At 71.8% G+C, this 13,523-nt stretch carries 19 protein-coding genes and 1 pseudogene; 19 read left to right on the top strand and 1 reads right to left on the bottom strand.

Annotation, left to right across the window (positions count from 1 at the left end):
• Positions 1-5: 5 nt before the first annotated feature.
• From sufC to ACOBQB_RS18525, 6 genes are all read left to right on the top strand, one after another.
• Positions 6-770 carry a Fe-S cluster assembly ATPase SufC gene (gene sufC, locus ACOBQB_RS18550; RefSeq protein ID WP_125512037.1) on the top strand — a complete coding sequence of 255 codons (765 nt, stop codon included), beginning with the start codon at positions 6-8 and terminating at the stop codon, positions 768-770.
• Positions 767-2,023 carry a cysteine desulfurase gene (locus ACOBQB_RS18545; RefSeq protein ID WP_230900111.1) on the top strand — a complete coding sequence of 419 codons (1,257 nt, stop codon included), beginning with the start codon at positions 767-769 and terminating at the stop codon, positions 2,021-2,023. The genes sufC and ACOBQB_RS18545 overlap by 4 nt, the downstream gene beginning before the upstream one ends.
• Before the next feature lie 16 nt (positions 2,024-2,039).
• The gene (gene sufU / locus ACOBQB_RS18540; protein ID WP_423593108.1) at positions 2,040-2,537 is read left to right on the top strand and encodes a Fe-S cluster assembly sulfur transfer protein SufU; all 498 of its coding nucleotides are present in this window, start codon (positions 2,040-2,042) and stop codon (positions 2,535-2,537) included.
• On the top strand, positions 2,534-2,881 hold the full coding sequence (locus tag ACOBQB_RS18535; protein WP_423593106.1) for a metal-sulfur cluster assembly factor: 348 nt from the start codon (positions 2,534-2,536) through the stop codon (positions 2,879-2,881). The genes sufU and ACOBQB_RS18535 overlap by 4 nt, the downstream gene beginning before the upstream one ends.
• Before the next feature lie 161 nt (positions 2,882-3,042).
• Positions 3,043-3,363, top strand: a complete 321-nt coding sequence (locus tag ACOBQB_RS18530; RefSeq protein WP_423593104.1) for a DMT family transporter — start codon at positions 3,043-3,045, stop codon at positions 3,361-3,363.
• A complete protein-coding gene (locus ACOBQB_RS18525; RefSeq protein ID WP_423593103.1) occupies positions 3,363-3,908 on the top strand; it encodes a TetR/AcrR family transcriptional regulator in 546 nt (181 codons plus the stop codon). The genes ACOBQB_RS18530 and ACOBQB_RS18525 overlap by 1 nt, the downstream gene beginning before the upstream one ends.
• Positions 3,909-3,954: 46 nt before the next feature.
• On the opposite strand, the pseudogene ACOBQB_RS18520 reads toward ACOBQB_RS18525, so the two are convergent.
• Positions 3,955-4,234 (bottom strand): annotated as a pseudogene (locus ACOBQB_RS18520) (peroxiredoxin); the annotation flags it as partial.
• Positions 4,235-4,373: 139 nt separating this feature from the next.
• On the opposite strand from ACOBQB_RS18520, the gene ACOBQB_RS18515 reads away from it, so the two are divergent.
• From ACOBQB_RS18515 to ACOBQB_RS18455, 13 genes are all read left to right on the top strand, one after another.
• Positions 4,374-4,862: a hypothetical protein gene (locus ACOBQB_RS18515; protein ID WP_423593102.1), complete on the top strand. Its 489-nt coding sequence runs from the start codon at positions 4,374-4,376 to the stop codon at positions 4,860-4,862.
• Positions 4,863-4,943: 81 nt separating this feature from the next.
• A complete protein-coding gene (dapD, locus tag ACOBQB_RS18510; RefSeq protein ID WP_423593100.1) occupies positions 4,944-5,933 on the top strand; it encodes a 2,3,4,5-tetrahydropyridine-2,6-dicarboxylate N-succinyltransferase in 990 nt (329 codons plus the stop codon).
• A 145-nt stretch (positions 5,934-6,078) separates the two neighbouring features.
• Positions 6,079-6,639 carry a SigE family RNA polymerase sigma factor gene (locus tag ACOBQB_RS18505; RefSeq protein WP_423598572.1) on the top strand — a complete coding sequence of 187 codons (561 nt, stop codon included), beginning with the start codon at positions 6,079-6,081 and terminating at the stop codon, positions 6,637-6,639.
• Positions 6,636-7,862, top strand: a complete 1,227-nt coding sequence (locus ACOBQB_RS18500; RefSeq protein WP_423593098.1) for a WD40 repeat domain-containing protein — start codon at positions 6,636-6,638, stop codon at positions 7,860-7,862. The genes ACOBQB_RS18505 and ACOBQB_RS18500 overlap by 4 nt, the downstream gene beginning before the upstream one ends.
• A 268-nt stretch (positions 7,863-8,130) precedes the next feature.
• Entirely contained in the window at positions 8,131-8,292 is a 162-nt protein-coding gene (locus ACOBQB_RS18495) for a hypothetical protein (RefSeq protein WP_423593096.1), read from the top strand.
• On the top strand, positions 8,289-8,954 hold the full coding sequence (locus ACOBQB_RS18490) for a hypothetical protein (protein ID WP_423593094.1): 666 nt from the start codon (positions 8,289-8,291) through the stop codon (positions 8,952-8,954). The genes ACOBQB_RS18495 and ACOBQB_RS18490 overlap by 4 nt, the downstream gene beginning before the upstream one ends.
• A gap of 59 nt (positions 8,955-9,013) precedes the next feature.
• Positions 9,014-9,454, top strand: a complete 441-nt coding sequence (locus ACOBQB_RS18485) for a phage holin family protein (protein ID WP_423593092.1) — start codon at positions 9,014-9,016, stop codon at positions 9,452-9,454.
• Positions 9,451-10,155, top strand: a complete 705-nt coding sequence (locus ACOBQB_RS18480; RefSeq protein WP_423593091.1) for a DUF3618 domain-containing protein — start codon at positions 9,451-9,453, stop codon at positions 10,153-10,155. Before ACOBQB_RS18485 ends, ACOBQB_RS18480 begins: the two co-directional genes overlap by 4 nt.
• Positions 10,152-10,418: a DUF4235 domain-containing protein gene (locus tag ACOBQB_RS18475; protein WP_423593089.1), complete on the top strand. Its 267-nt coding sequence runs from the start codon at positions 10,152-10,154 to the stop codon at positions 10,416-10,418. Before ACOBQB_RS18480 ends, ACOBQB_RS18475 begins: the two co-directional genes overlap by 4 nt.
• Positions 10,419-10,681: 263 nt before the next feature.
• Positions 10,682-10,831, top strand: a complete 150-nt coding sequence (locus tag ACOBQB_RS18470; RefSeq protein ID WP_423593088.1) for a hypothetical protein — start codon at positions 10,682-10,684, stop codon at positions 10,829-10,831.
• An 83-nt stretch (positions 10,832-10,914) separates the two neighbouring features.
• A complete protein-coding gene (locus ACOBQB_RS18465) occupies positions 10,915-11,724 on the top strand; it encodes an SGNH/GDSL hydrolase family protein (protein WP_423593086.1) in 810 nt (269 codons plus the stop codon).
• Positions 11,725-11,839: 115 nt separating this feature from the next.
• Entirely contained in the window at positions 11,840-12,613 is a 774-nt protein-coding gene (locus ACOBQB_RS18460) for an antibiotic biosynthesis monooxygenase (RefSeq protein WP_423593085.1), read from the top strand.
• A gap of 71 nt (positions 12,614-12,684) precedes the next feature.
• Positions 12,685-13,509: an SRPBCC family protein gene (locus ACOBQB_RS18455; protein ID WP_423593084.1), complete on the top strand. Its 825-nt coding sequence runs from the start codon at positions 12,685-12,687 to the stop codon at positions 13,507-13,509.
• Positions 13,510-13,523 lie beyond the last annotated feature (14 nt).

Genomic DNA, 13,523 nt, shown 5'->3' with positions numbered 1-13,523 from the left:
CACCCATGGCAACGCTTGAAATCAAGGACCTGCACGTCACCGTCGAGGCCGACAACTCCACCAAGGAGATCCTCAAGGGCGTCGACCTGACCGTGAAGCAGGGCGAGACCCACGCCATCATGGGCCCGAACGGCTCCGGCAAGTCGACCCTCGCCTACTCCATCGCGGGCCACCCCAAGTACACGATCACCCAGGGCAGCGTGACCCTCGACGGCGAGGACGTCCTGGAGATGTCCGTCGACGAGCGCGCCCGCGCCGGCATGTTCCTCGCCATGCAGTACCCGGTCGAGGTCCCCGGCGTCTCGGTCTCCAACTTCCTGCGTACGTCGGCGACGGCGATCCGCGGCGAGGCCCCCAAGCTGCGCACCTGGGTGAAGGAGGTCAAGTCCGCGATGGAGCAGCTCCAGATGGACCCGGCCTTCGCCGAGCGCAACGTCAACGAGGGCTTCTCCGGCGGTGAGAAGAAGCGCCACGAGATCCTCCAGATGGAGCTCCTCAAGCCGAAGATCGCGATCCTCGACGAGACGGACTCCGGTCTGGACGTCGACGCGCTGCGCCAGGTCTCGGACGGTGTCAACCGCGTCCGCGAGACCGGCGAGGTCGGCACGCTCCTGATCACGCACTACACGCGCATCCTGCGCTACATCAAGCCCGACTTCGTGCACGTGTTCGCGAACGGCCGCATCGCCGAGTCCGGCGGCGCCGAGCTCGCCGACAAGCTGGAGGCCGAGGGCTACGAGGCTTACACGAAGGGTGGCGCATCCGCGTGACACAGCTGCCGGGCCTCCTCGACACCGAGGCGATCCGCAAGGACTTCCCGATCCTGGATCGCCGGATCCACGACGGCAAGAAGCTCGTGTACCTGGACAACGCGGCGACGTCCCAGACGCCGCGCCAGGTCCTCGACGTACTGAACGAGTACTACGAGCAGCACAACGCCAACGTTCACCGCGGCGTGCACGTCCTCGCCGAGGAGGCCACGGCGCTGTACGAAGGCGCCCGTGACAAGGTCGCCGCGTTCATCAACGCGCCCAGCCGCGACGAGGTGATCTTCACCAAGAACGCCTCGGAGTCGCTGAACCTCGTGGCCAACATGCTCGGCTGGGCCGATGAGCCCTACCGCGTGGACCACGAGACCGAGATCGTCATCACGGAGATGGAGCACCACTCCAACATCGTGCCGTGGCAGCTGCTCTCGCAGCGCACGGGCGCGAAGCTGAAGTGGTTCGGCCTCACCGACGACGGCCGCCTCGACCTGTCCAACATCGACGAGATCATCACTGAGAAGACGAAGATCGTCTCCTTCGTGCTGGTGTCGAACATCCTGGGCACGCTCAACCCCGTCGAGGCCATCGTGCGCCGCGCCCAGGAGGTCGGCGCGCTCGTCCTCATCGACGCCTCGCAGGCCGCCCCGCACATGCCGCTGGACGTGCAGGCGCTCCAGGCCGACTTCGTGGCCTTCACCGGCCACAAGATGTGCGGCCCGACGGGCATCGGTGTGCTGTGGGGACGCCAGGAGCTCCTGGAGGACCTGCCTCCGTTCCTCGGCGGCGGCGAGATGATCGAGACCGTGTCGATGAACTCGTCGACGTACGCTCCCGCACCGCACAAGTTCGAGGCGGGCACGCCGCCGGTCTCCCAGGCCGTGGGCCTGGGCGCCGCCGTCGACTACCTCACCGCCATCGGCATGGACAAGATCGCCGCGCACGAGCACGCGATCACCGAGTACGCGGTCAAGCGCCTCCTCGAAGTCCCGGACCTCAGGATCATCGGTCCGACGACGGCCGAGGACCGCGGCGCCGCGATCTCTTTCACGCTCGGCGACATCCACCCGCACGACGTGGGCCAGGTCCTGGACGAGGAAGGCATCGCGGTCCGCGTGGGACACCACTGCGCCCGCCCCGTCTGCCTGCGCTACGGAATTCCTGCGACCACGCGAGCGTCGTTCTATCTGTACTCCACGCCCGGCGAGATCGACGCCCTTGTCGACGGCCTGGAGCACGTCCGGAACTTCTTCGGCTGAGGGGCTGGCTGGGAACGTGAAGCTGGATTCGATGTACCAGGAAGTCATCCTGGACCACTACAAGCACCCGCATGGTCGTGGTCTGCGCGATGGCGACGCCGAGGTGCACCACGTCAACCCGACGTGCGGGGACGAGATCACCCTGCGCGTCAAGTACGACGGGTCGACGATCGCCGACGTGTCGTACGAGGGCCAGGGCTGCTCCATCAGCCAGGCCAGCGCGTCCGTCCTCAACGACCTCCTGGTCGGCAAGGAGCTGGCCGAGGCGCGGAAGATCCAGGAAGTGTTCCTGGAGCTGATGCAGTCCAAGGGCAGGCTGGAGCCGGACGACGCCATGGAGGAGGTCCTGGAGGACGCGGTCGCGTTCGCCGGGGTCTCCAAGTACCCGGCGCGCGTCAAGTGCGCGCTGCTGAGCTGGATGGCGTGGAAGGACGCGACGGCTCAGGCGCTGGGCGAGACCGACGGCGCCGCAGCCGCTGACGCTGCCGCTGTCGCCGAGAGGAAGAGCGCATGAGCGAGAACAGTACGCAGGAAACTCTGTCCACGAAGCCCGCTTCCGAGGAAGAGGTCCGCGAGGCGCTGTACGACGTCGTCGACCCCGAGCTGGGCATCGACGTCGTCAACCTCGGCCTGATCTACGGCATCCACGTCGACGACGCCAACATCGCCACGATCGACATGACGCTGACGTCCGCGGCCTGCCCGCTGACCGACGTCATCGAGGACCAGGCGAAGTCCGCGACGGAAGGCATCGTCAACGAGCTGCGGATCAACTGGGTCTGGATGCCGCCGTGGGGCCCGGACAAGATCACGGACGAGGGGCGCGAGCAGCTTCGGGCACTCGGGTTCAACGTCTGAGCCGCCATCGCTTCGAAGCCCCCCGGAGGATCCTCCGGGGGGCTTCGTCGTGTTCACCGTGCCGCTGAGCGCAGCGCCGCATCCGCAAGGAAGGTCTGGCCAGGAGTCGGGTGAGCAGGGTTTGCGTACACCCGTACGCATCGATATGTACACTCGTACGCATGGGATACGCACTGCTGGCCGCGGCGATCGCGGCGGAAGTGGCCGGCACCACGGCCATGAAGTACAGCGAGGGGTTCAGCAAGCTGTGGCCCTCACTCATCACCGTCGCGGGCTATCTGCTCGCCTTCACACTGCTCGCGCAGACCCTCAAGACGCTCTCCGTGGGCACCGCCTACGCGATCTGGGCGGGCATCGGCACCGCCGCCGTCGCGGCGATCGGGATGCTGTTCATGGGCGAGCCGGCCGGCCTGCTCAAGGTCACCGGGATCGTGCTCGTCATCGCGGGCGTCGTCGTGCTCAACCTCGGCGGTGCGCACTGATGCCCCGCCGTTACGACCCCGAGCGCCGCCAGCGGATCATCGACGCCGCGATCCGCGTGGTCGGCGCGAAGGGCATCGCCGGGCTCAGCCACCGCTCCGTCGCCGCCGAGGCCGACGTGCCGCTCGGCTCCACGACGTACCACTTCAAGACGCTCGACGAGCTGCTGGTCGCCGCGCTGCGGCAGAGCAACGAGGGCTTCGCGAAGGTGATGGCCGCGGGCGGCGCCTTCGCGGACCCGGACGCCGACGTCGCGGGGGAGCTGGCCCGCCTCCTCGGCGAGTGGTTCGCGGGGGAGCGGGCCGGTCTTGAACTGGAGTACGAGCTCTATCTCGCCGCCCTGCGCAGGCCCGCCCTGCGTCCCGTGGCCGCCGAGTGGTGCCAGGGGCTCACCAAGGTGCTGGTGCCGCGCACCGATCCGGTCACCGCGCGTGCCCTCGTCGCCCTGATGGACGGGATCAGCCTCCAAGTGCTGCTCGCGGGCGGCGAGTACGACGAGGCGTACGCGCGGGACGTACTCAACCGGCTGATTCCGTCAGGAACGTGACCGCCGCCAGGACCGCCTCGACGCTCGCCGTGACGTCCGCAATCGGCTACTGCACGTCCCGCACCACCCGCTCGCGGTCCACCACCAGCGTCAGCCGCTTCATCCGGCTCACGCCTGCCGCGCGGAACCGACGGCAGGCGCAGGGCCGCCGTGAGGGCTGGCTCCGCGTCCGAAAGAAGCGGGAACCGCAGGCCCTCCTTCTCGGCGAACGCCCGATGCCCGTCGGGGCGCTGGGACGACACGCCGTGCACCGCCGCGCCCGCCGCGGTGAACTCCGCGAGGCGGTCGCGGTAGGAGCAGGACTCCAGCGGGCAGCCGCGCGGGCCGCCAGGGCTTCGCCGTGTGGCGGCTCGCGGCCAACGTGGGCTTCACCGTGGGGCCCCCGCTCCTCGCTCACGCCTCGTACGGCTGGCTCTTCGTCGTGACGGCCTCGGCACACTGGGCTTCGCCGCGTACGCCTGACGGATGCCGCCCGCACACGGCGCGGCGCGCGCCAAGGCGGCCGAGCCGGGGCAGCCCGGACCGGGGCAGCCCGGACCGGAGCAGCCCGGACCGGAGCAGCCCGGCGTCCTCGCCGCGCTGCGGCAGCGCCCCACCGTCCTCTTCACCGACCTCGTCCACCGCCAGCGGTACTCGACGCTCCCCGTCACCCCGGCCCTGCGCCGCCGCACGCCGCTGCGGGTCATCGGTGCCGGGCGGCTGCTCGTCGGCGCGGGGTACGCCGTGCTCGCCCTCGGCAACCGGACTCGCCACCGCCGTGGCCATGATGCTGCCGCTCACCGCGGGGAGATACAAGACACCGGCCAGGGCCGCTTCCCGAGCCTGTACCCGGGCGTCTCGGTCAGCGGCGTCGTGCTGTCGGCGCCACTCGGCGGGGCGCTGCACACCGTCGCGCCCGGGCAGCTGTGGGTCGGTGTGCGCGGTGCTCGCGGCGGGGCCGGGGCGGACCCGTGAACCGGCCGCCTCGTCGCCGTGGGCAGCCCGGACCCTGAGACCGGTTCGCCCGCGCGCCGTGCCTCCGGTTAGGTTTCACCCATGACCGACACGAACGCATCCCGCACCACCGGCGCCATCGCCGCAGGCCTCGCCACCGTCACCACCGACGGCACCGTCCTCGACACCTGGTTCCCCGCGCCCGAGCTCGTCGCCGAGCCGGGTCCCGCCGGCAGCGAGCGGCTGACCGCCGAGCGCGCCGTGGAACTGCTCGGTGACGGCGCCGCCAAGGCGATCGGCCCGGACGCCCGCCGCGGCGTGGAGATCGTCGCCGTACGTACGGTCATCGCCTCCCTCGACGACAAGCCGCTGGACGCCCACGACGTCTACCTGCGCCTGCACCTGCTCTCGCACCGCCTGGTCAAGCCGCACGGCGTGAACCTCGACGGCCAGTTCGGCTTCCTCGCCAACGTGGCCTGGACCTCGCTCGGCCCGGTCGCCGTCGACGACGTCGAGAAGGTGCGGCTCAACGCCCGCGCCGAAGGCCTGCACCTCGCCGTCACGTCCATCGACAAGTTCCCGCGCATGACGGACTACGTCGCGCCGAAGGGCGTCCGCATCGCCGACGCCGACCGCGTCCGCCTCGGCGCGCACCTCGCCGAGGGCACCACGGTCATGCACGAGGGCTTCGTGAACTTCAACGCGGGCACGCTCGGCACCTCCATGGTCGAGGGCCGCATCTCCGCCGGCGTCGTCGTCGGCGACGGCTCGGACATCGGCGGCGGCGCCTCCACGATGGGCACCCTCTCCGGCGGCGGCAACGTCCGCATCGTCATCGGCGAGCGCTGCCTGATCGGCGCCGAGGCGGGCGTCGGCATCGCGCTGGGCGACGAGTGCGTCGTCGAGGCGGGCCTGTACGTCACCGCCGGTACGCGCGTCACCATGCCCGACGGCCAGATCGTCAAGGCCCGCGAGCTCTCCGGCGCCTCGAACATCCTCTTCCGCCGCAACTCGGTGACGGGCACCGTCGAGGCGCGTCCGAACAACGCGGTGTGGGGCGGCCTGAACGACGTGCTGCACAGCCACAACTGACGTATCCCCGCCCCGGCGGGACAGAAGCGGTCATCCCTGCTGGAGGGGTGGCCGCTTTTTTCACGGCACAGGCATAGCGGGGGGTGCCCGGACCCGTCCTCATTCATACGGAGGGCAACAGGCCCACCAGGGAGCGAAGGTGACGATGGATGTCCAGGAGCAGGCGAGTTTCCGGGAGTTCGTGGAGACGAGATCGTCGGTGCTGCTGAAGACCGCCGTGCTGCTCAGCGGGGGCGACCGGCACGCCGGGGAGGACCTGCTGCAGAACGCGCTCGTCAAGGCGGCGGGACGGTGGCAGCGGATCGACGAGCCGGAGGCGTACGTCCGCCGGATCCTTTACCGGCAGCAGGTCAGCCGCTGGCGGCTGAAGTGGCCGCGACGCGAACAGGCCGTCGCCGAGCCGCCGGAGCGCGCCACGTCCGGCGACGGCACCTCAGCGGCGGAGCTGCGCGTCGTGATGCGCGGGGCGCTCGCCAGACTCACCACACGGCAGCGGACCGTGCTCGTCCTGCGCTACTTCGAGGACCTGCCGGAGGCGGAGGTGGCCGCCATCCTGGGCTGCTCCGTCGGCACCGTGCGCAGCACGACACACCGCTCACTGGCCCGGCTGCGGAGCTTCGCGCCCGAGCTGGCGCGGCTCGATGGACCGGACGACCGGCCCACGAGCGCTTCCCCCGACTTCTCGCCGATGGAGGTACGACCGTGAAGGTGGCAGATCTGGTCCGTGAGTCGCTGCGGGAGCAGGCGGACCAAGAGGGGCCCGTGCCGGGGGACTTCGCAGGCCGGGTGCTGGCCGCGCGCAGGCGGCGCAGGGCCCGGACGACGGTGGGCGCCTCCCTCGCGGTGGTGACGGCCACCGTCGTGGCGGTGGCGGCACCGGGCCTCGGCCAGGACTCCGTGGACGACGGACCGCGACCGGCCAGTGAACTGCGGAGCGGCGACGTCCTCGCACACCCCGGCCAGACACCGCCCCGCGAGCTGATCGCCGCGGGCGGCACCGCGCTGGCCGCCTACAGCACGAACAAACGTGTTAAGCAGCCCGACGGCGACGCCGTCGTCACCCGCACCTACCGGCTCCTCGACCAGAAGACCGGCACCTACCGCGAGGCGCCCCGCTGGTCCTGGCTCGACGTCGCGCCCGGGATGCGGACCGCCGCCGTCCTGGAGCGCGGCCTGCCCGCGAAGCGGATCGGTCTGCTGAACCTCATGACGGGCAAGGTCGAGCGCTGGATCCCGGTGGACCACGGGGTCGGAGGCGTCGAGTTCTCGCCCGACGGCAGGAAGCTCGTCGCGACGACGTACGCGAAGGACCCGGACCGGCTCGACAAGGACCGGCCGATGAGCGACGGGAAGCACGAGGAGCCGGGCCCCGCCGACCCGAGCAGGACCGGCTTCTACGTCCTTGACGTGGCTTCCGGGGAGGGGAGTTGGAGCAAGGTGAAAACAGAGACTGGCGAGTTCGGCATCGCGGACATCAACACCCGCCAGGACTTCGCCTTCAGCCATGACGGCTCCCTGGTCTACACGGGCCTCACCTCCGCGCCGCACCAGCAGTACTACGACTACGAGGGCCGCGAGCGGAGCACCCCCGCGAAGGAGAAGCATCTGCGCTGGTTCGTCGACGGCGGGCTCTCCCCGAACGGAAAACTCGCCGCCGGTGACTTCGCGGGCGGTGCCAATACCACCGCGACCGAAATCAATGACGCCCTCACCGGCAAGCGCGTCGCCAAGATCCCCGGCCAGCAGCTCCTGGCCTGGGCCGACGACAAGCGGCTCATCGCCTGGGACATCGCGCCCGGCACGAGCGAATACCGCAACCGTCTCGTCCTCGTCACCATCGGGAGCAAGAAGACCGTCCCGCTCAGCGGCTACCGCTCGCCGAAGGCGGACTCCGAGGGGCGCTGGACCCCGGTCTTCGCGGACCGCTAGCCGACGCACAGCCCGTCGGTCGCCTCGCGGCCGGCGGGCAGCGGCGGTGCCTGCGGCGGCGGCAGTGGGCATGTGAAGCGCGGTAACGCCACGCGATGGGGTGATGTGTGAGTGGAGGCCGAGGAGCGAACGCAAGGCATGTTCCGGGCGGGAGTGCGGTGAATTCGCGCCCGGTTGCGGCGAGTTGGGGTGAGGTCGAGCGGATGGTGGTGTCACATCGGCCTCTCGTGGGCCACCATGGCGGGACAGTCGGTCCCTAGGAGGCGTCATGAGGCTCGGCAAGGCACTCGCCACCGGAATCGCCGAAGAACAGCCGCGGCAGGAGGAGCCGGCGCGGCGGCAGTACGAGACGACCGCGCCCGAACCAGGCCCCCGGGCCACCGAGTCGGCGGAAGAACCCCGGCCGGTCGAGGCCACGGCCGGCCGATGAGGCTGCGGCTCCCCGAGGAACGCCCGACGGAGCCGCCGACCGGATACAAGATCGCCCGCCCCGTGCTGTCCCACGACGGCACCCGGGCCGCCTTCACCGGCGTCTCCCTCGGCGCGGGCCTGCCGTACGCGGTGCTCGACGAGGCGCGCTGCGTCTACGGCAGACGGCACAGCGCCCCCAACCGCCGCTGCGACTGCGGCTTCCACTGCGTGCACGACCGTGCCACCGCCGAGGGGCTGTTGTGCACCGCCGAGCATCGCAGGGCGGTGCTCCTCGAAGTGACGGTGCTCGGGGTGTACATCCGCTTCGAGCGCGGCTTCCGGTACGCCAGGCAGCGGGTGCGCGAGGCGACGGTGCCGCCGTGCGACTGCGGCGCCGCCGCCACGCTCCTCGCCGACGCCGGGTGGGGCAGGCCGGGATGGCGGGCCCTCGAACCGGCGTGCGGACGGTGCCGTGGCGCGCGGCCGGCCGTGTCCGTCGCGGAGTTCGCGCGGCTGGCGGGGGAGGGGCTGCGGGTCGTCACGTCGGCCCCACCGGCTTCCGGAGGCGGGACCTTGGCGCTCGGCATGCCCGAACTGATGGCCGAGGCCGCACTCCTCCAGGCCCGCCTCGACTGGTTCCAGGCGGAGCTGGCCCGGCTGACCGGGGACCAACGGGGATAGCGCGGCCCGTCGCGGGTACCCGGCCCTTCCAGCCACCAGCCGGAAGGGAGGCGGCACCCGTGACCGGGACCATGCACGAGCAGTCGACACGCGACCACTCACAGGACCGTGGCAGCCCGCAGCACTCGGTGGGGCAGCTCGTCGAGCGGGCCACCGCGCAGCTGTCGGAGCTCGTACGCCAGGAAATGCGGCTCGCCACCCGGGAGATGGCCGCCAAGAGCAAGCGCGCGGGCCGTGGCGGCGGGCTCCTCGGGGCGGCCGGCGCGGTCGCGTACGTCGGACTCATGGCGCTGGCGGCCACGGCGATCGCGGCGCTCTCCCTCGCCCTGCCCGTCTGGGCGGCAGCCCTCATCGTCACGGGCGTCCTCTTCGCCGTGGCGGGAGTGCTGGCCGTGATGGGACGCGGGCAACTGGCCCGTGCGGTACCGCCGGTGCCGGAGGAGGCCATCGAGAGCGTCCGGGCGGACGTCGAGGAGATCAAGGGAAGGGCGCACCGATGACGAGCACCCCGAAGAAGCCGCAGAGCCCGAAGGGCCAGAAGAGTCCGAACGGCTCCGACAGTACGGGCGTGAAGGGGCCGGACGAACTGCGCCGGCAGATCGAGGACACCCGCGGGCGGCTGGGCGAGACCGTCGAGGAACTGGCGGCGAAGGCGGACGTGAAGTCCCGCGCGAAGGACAAGGCCGAATCGGTGAAGAGCCAAGTACGTGGAACGGCGGCACAGGTGAAGGACAAGGTGACGGAGCAGGCGGCCCGCGCGAAGGAGAAGGCGGCGGGCGAGGCGGGGCACGCGAAGAACGTGGCCGCCGGGAGCACGGCACAGACGAAGGAGAAGGCGATCGAGGGCGCGGCGCAGGTCAAGGGCAAGGCGATCGAAGGCGCCGCACAGGTCAGGGGCAAGGCGATCGAAGGCGCCGCACAGGTGAAGAGCAAGGCGATCGAGGGCGCCGCCCTGGCCAAGGGAGCCGTGCTCGGGGCGAAGGCGCGCGCGGAGGAGCACCAGGCCGTGGCCCAGGCCGAGGAGAAGGTCACCGAGGTGGCGCGGCGCGTGCAGGACAACACGCCGGAGCCGGTACGGGCCGTCGCGACCGGCGTCGTACGGGCCGGCAGCCGGCGCCCCGGGGCGTTCGTTGCGGCGGGGGCGGGCGCGTTGCTCGCGTACGTGGTGCTGCGCGGCCGGAAGCGGGGTGGCCGCCGATGAGCAAGGCCACGATGCTCTACAAGCCGCTGGGCATGGCCTTCGGCATGCTCGGCGGCATGGCCGCGAGCGCCCTGTTCAACCGCACGTGGAAGATGGTCGCGGGCGAGGACGACGCCCCGGACGCCCACGACGAGGACCGCGCCTGGCGCGAGATCCTCGCCGCGGCGGCACTCCAGGGGGCGATCTTCGCCGTGGTCAAGGCCGCGGTGCAACGCGGCGGCGCGGTCAGCGTCCGCCGGGTTACGGGGCAGTGGCCGGACTGACGGGACGGTCTTTTTCGACGGGGCGGGCCGCTGCCGCTTGACGGAGGCGGGCCCGCCCTTCGGCGTTGGGTGGGGCGGGGCCGGGGTGTCTTGGCGGTGCGCGGTGGTGTGACCGGGGTTCGGCGGTGCGGTCGGCGTCCGCTGGGTGGCCGGGCGGTGGCCGGATTGACGGGACGGTCTTTTTCGACGGGGCGGGCCGCTGCCGCTTGACGGAGGCGGGCCCGCCCTTCGGCGTTGGGTGGGGCGGGGCCGGGGTGTCGGCGGTGAGGGCCGGTCGGAGCGGTGCGGCCGGTCCCGTACTGGGGTGCGTCGGACGCCCCGAGGGCATCGCGGAGGCGGGGACCGACCTCGTGAACTCCTCGTACATCACCGGGGAAGCGCTGCCTGTGGACGGCGGCGGCCACCTCCGCTGAGCCGCTCCCGCGCCACAGGCCCGCGCCCGCACCGCTGAAACCGCCGCGTTGACGAGGTCAGGTGCCCGGAGGAAGCTCTGCCCATGACCACCACGCAGCACCATCCGTACGCACGCTACGTCGCGCTCGGCGACAGCCAGACGGAGGGCATCGGGGACGGCGACGAGACGCACGGCTACCGCGGCTGGGCGGACCGGCTCGCCGAGATCCTCGCCGCGGTGAATCCGGACCTCGTGTACGCCAACCTCGCCGTGCGCGGCCGGCGCACGGCGCGGATCAAGGCGGAGCAGCTGGGCCCGGCGCTCGCGATGAAACCGGACCTGGTCACCGTCATGGCGGGCATGAACGACCTGGTGCGGCCGGGCGGCTTCGACGCCGCCCGCGTCGCCGCCGACATCGAGGAGATGTTCACCGAACTCACCGCGGCGGGCGCGCACGTGGCCACCGTGACCTTCCCGGACATCGGGCGGATCTCCCCGCTCGCGCGGCGCGCGCTGCCCCGCGTCCTGGACCTGAACGCCCGCATCCGCGCCGCCGCGGACCGGCACGGCGTGACGGTGCTCGACACCTTCCCGCACCGGGTCACCAGCGACCCGCGGCTGTGGAGCGGCGACCGCATGCACGCGAGCCCGCTGGGCCACGCCAGGATCGCCGCCGGGATGGCGGACGCCCTCGGCCTGCCCGGCCACGAGAACTGGCTGGCCACGCTGCCGCCGCTCGCCCCGGTGTCGGTGTGGGGGGAGGTGACGGCGCAGGCACGCTGGTGCACCGGGTTCATGGGCCCGTGGCTGTGGCGGCGGGCGCGGGGCCGCTCCTCGGGCGACGGCCGGGAGGCGAAGCGGCCGCTCCTCGGCGCGGTGACCGTACCGGATCACGATCACGAGCCGATATGACTTGACCTGAACCATGGTTGAAGTCCGAACGTGGGGTGTGCACGGAGGAGCCGGTCCCGCACCGGCCCCGGACCGACCCGCACCGACACGCCCCGAAACGGACGGATGGACAGCCATGTCTACGACCACGCCTACGACCACGACCCAGAGCACCGGCACCCACCCCGACCCGGCCCGCCCCGACGCGGGCCTCACCTTCCTCAGCACCTGGAGCACGGGCTCGCCCGAACGGCAGCGGGCCACCCTGGACGCCATCGCGCGGGCCTGGCAGAGCCGCCCCTGGCCGCACGAGGGGCTCCTGTCGTACTCGGTGTACGCGGGCTCCGACGGCTCGACGCTCCTGCACCACTCGCAGTGGCGGGACGAGCAGGCGTACCAGGACTTCTTCGCGAGCACGGGGAACGGCAGGGACGCGCGCAACGCCGACATCGACGCCGCCGTACCCGGCATAGAGCGCCTCGGTCTCGCCAAGACACGGCTGTACCGCAGCTGGACCGACGGCGCGGGCCGTCGCACGGACAGCGAGCCCGGCGCCGTCGTGATCGTGAACGTTCACTTCGAGAACACCGACGCCTCCCCAAACCCTCAAGACGGCAACCGTCCGCGCGCCTGGGTCGACACCGTGCTGACCGCCCTGGACAGCGACCCGGTGCGGGACAAGGGGCTGATCTCCGCGCACTTCCACGTCAGCACGGACGGCGGGCAGGTCCTCAACTACGCGGAATGGGAGAGCGAGCAGGCGCACATCGACGCGCTCGCCGCCGCAGGCGACGGAGTGGGATCGCCGACGCCCGAGTGGCGGCGCGTGCGCGAGTTCCCCGGCGTCGCGAGCGGCGGTTCGGTCGCCCGGTACCGGTTCGCGTACAACTTCGTACCGGGCCGTGCGTAGATTCGCGGCGTCCTGCCACCGACAGCTCCGCCCGCCTGGACAGAGGTAGGTGTCGGCGGGACGGTGGGGGGATGCTGGACGTCCCCGCGAAAGGCCCCGCCGACGGCGGCAAGCGCTTCGAGATCGCCCGGGAGTTCGAGGTCAAGGGTTCCCCCGCCGAGGTCTGGGCCGCCCTGACCACCGGCACCGGCGGCTGGCTGTGGCCCATGAAGTACGAGCCGCGCGAGGGCGGCGCGGCCCCCTTCGGCGGCACCGTCACCCGCTGGGAGCCGCCGCACCGCCTCACCGCCCGCGTCCAGGGCCCGGACCGCGGCCCGGGGCAGCCCCCCGACTGGCAGGACCGGCAGGACCGGCAGGACCGGCTCGACCGGCTCGACCGGCTGGACCGGCTCGACGAACTCGACCACACCATCGAGCCGCGCGACAGCGGCCGGCGCTCCTGGCTGCGCTATGTCCAGCGCGGCACCTTCGCCGACGACTGGGACCGCCGTCACGACGACGCCCTCAGACGCACCGACTTCCACCTGCACACGCTGCGCCAGTACCTGGCGTACTTCGCGGGCCGCCCCGCCGTCTTCTCCGCGCTCAACGGTCCGCCCACCTCGGTCACCCCGGACGCCTTCGCGCGCCTCGCCCGCGCCCTCGGCCTGCCCGACGACGCGGCCGACGGCGCCCGGATCCGCGTGGAGGCACCCGGCGAGGAACTGGACGCGGTGATCGACTTCCGCAGCCGGTACTTCATCGGCCTGCGGACGGACGACACCCTGCACCGCTTCTTCGGCCGCGACCACTTCGGTGCGCCGGTACGCGTCTGCGTGCACGACTTCGGCCCGCAGGCGGACACCAAACGCACCGAACTGGCCTGGCAGGACTGGCTGCACCACCTCTACGGGTGAGCCGGCCCGCGCCC

The organism is Streptomyces sp. G5(2025) (genome assembly GCF_049542075.1).
Lineage (GTDB): Bacteria > Actinomycetota > Actinomycetes > Streptomycetales > Streptomycetaceae > Streptomyces.
Note: the sequence above shows the minus strand (reverse complement) of the source record. Positions and strands in the feature narration are given on the sequence as shown.